The 1,329-nt window shown below is 45.1% G+C and carries 1 protein-coding gene; it reads left to right on the top strand.

From position 1 onward, the window contains the following. Positions 1-68 precede the first annotated feature (68 nt). On the top strand, positions 69-1,142 hold the full coding sequence (locus SD31_RS14455; protein WP_039054633.1) for a tyrosine-type recombinase/integrase: 1,074 nt from the start codon (positions 69-71) through the stop codon (positions 1,140-1,142). The last annotated feature ends 187 nt before the right edge of the window (positions 1,143-1,329 follow it).

Below are 1,329 nucleotides of genomic sequence, written 5' to 3'. Positions count from 1 at the left end.
TTTATCCATTTGCGCATTTTGTATAACTTTCTTAGATTTTCTTTATTAGGTAATACAAAATGCGCAGTATGAAAGCTATTGATTTTTCCGGTTTCGATTTTCGGGAAGGTAGACATAAAGATGTCGCAGTTATTTGGATGGATTTCAAATACGACCCGGCAAAGATTGATTTGGTCAAATCGCTGAAAGGTAGGTGGAGCAGGTCTGAAAAGTGCTGGTATGTGCCGGACAACGCCCATTTCCGCACACTGTTTGGGATGGAAATCCCACCGGTTGGCAAAGGGGTATTGTCCAAATTGTCACCATTGAATGCTCGGGAGTTGCAACGCATGAAAGAGGTATTGCAGATGAAAGCCTATAGTCCATCCACCATAAAGACATACATGATCGAATTTGCACAACTACTGTATATTTTGAAAGATGTGCCCGTTGATTCGCTGGGCTACGACCGTCTCCGTGCTTACATTCTTTATTGCATCAATACATTGAAGATTTCGGAAAGCCAGCTGCACAGCAGGCTCAACGCCATCAAATTCTATTTTGAACAGGTGCTCCATAAACCGGATTTCTTTGCCGAAATCCCACGGCCGAAGAAGCCATCCACTTTGCCAAAGGTGTTGAGCCAAAAGGAAGTAAAACGGATATTCGACGTTGTACGAAACCAGAAGCATTTGCTGATGCTGCAACTGTGCTACGGAATGGGGTTGCGCGTAAGTGAGGTTATCAATCTGAAAGTGAGCGACATCGACAGTGGACGGATGCAGGTACTCATCGAAGCGGGTAAAGGAAAGAAAGATCGGTATGTACCACTACCGTCTGCAGTGCTGGATTTGCTGCGGGAATATTATAAAGCATACCAGCCCAAAACTTACCTTTTTGAAGGTCGGTACGGTGGGCGGTATTCCGTCCGCAGTGTACAAGCGGTGTTCAAGAATGCAATGAAAGCGGCAAAGGTAAACAAGCCGATAGGGATACACGGTTTGCGGCATAGCTACGCCACACATTTACTGGAATACGGCACGGACATGTCATTCATACAGCAGCTACTTGGTCACAATGACATCAAGGCCACGATGCTGTATGCAAAGGTCAGCAATGCGCAACTGAATTCTATCAAAAGTCCGTTGGATAGGATTTTGTAGCTACAGCTTCAAAGATGACCACAATGGGATTTATTACTTCAAAAGCAGAAAACCCTTCATACCGGCTGCTCTGTAGGGCCACATGGTTTCAGAGGCTGTGGAGGAAATCGTTAGGGGGTCTTTTAATGTTTTAGACACTCTAACGGTTCCAGGGCTTTGCGAAAGTGGCGGAAAATCGAAGACGAAA

The sequence above is a fragment of the Sphingobacterium sp. T2 genome (assembly GCF_000814685.1).
Classification (GTDB): Bacteria; Bacteroidota; Bacteroidia; order Sphingobacteriales; family Sphingobacteriaceae; genus Sphingobacterium; species Sphingobacterium thermophilum.
This window is presented reverse-complemented; position numbering and strand designations above follow the sequence as displayed.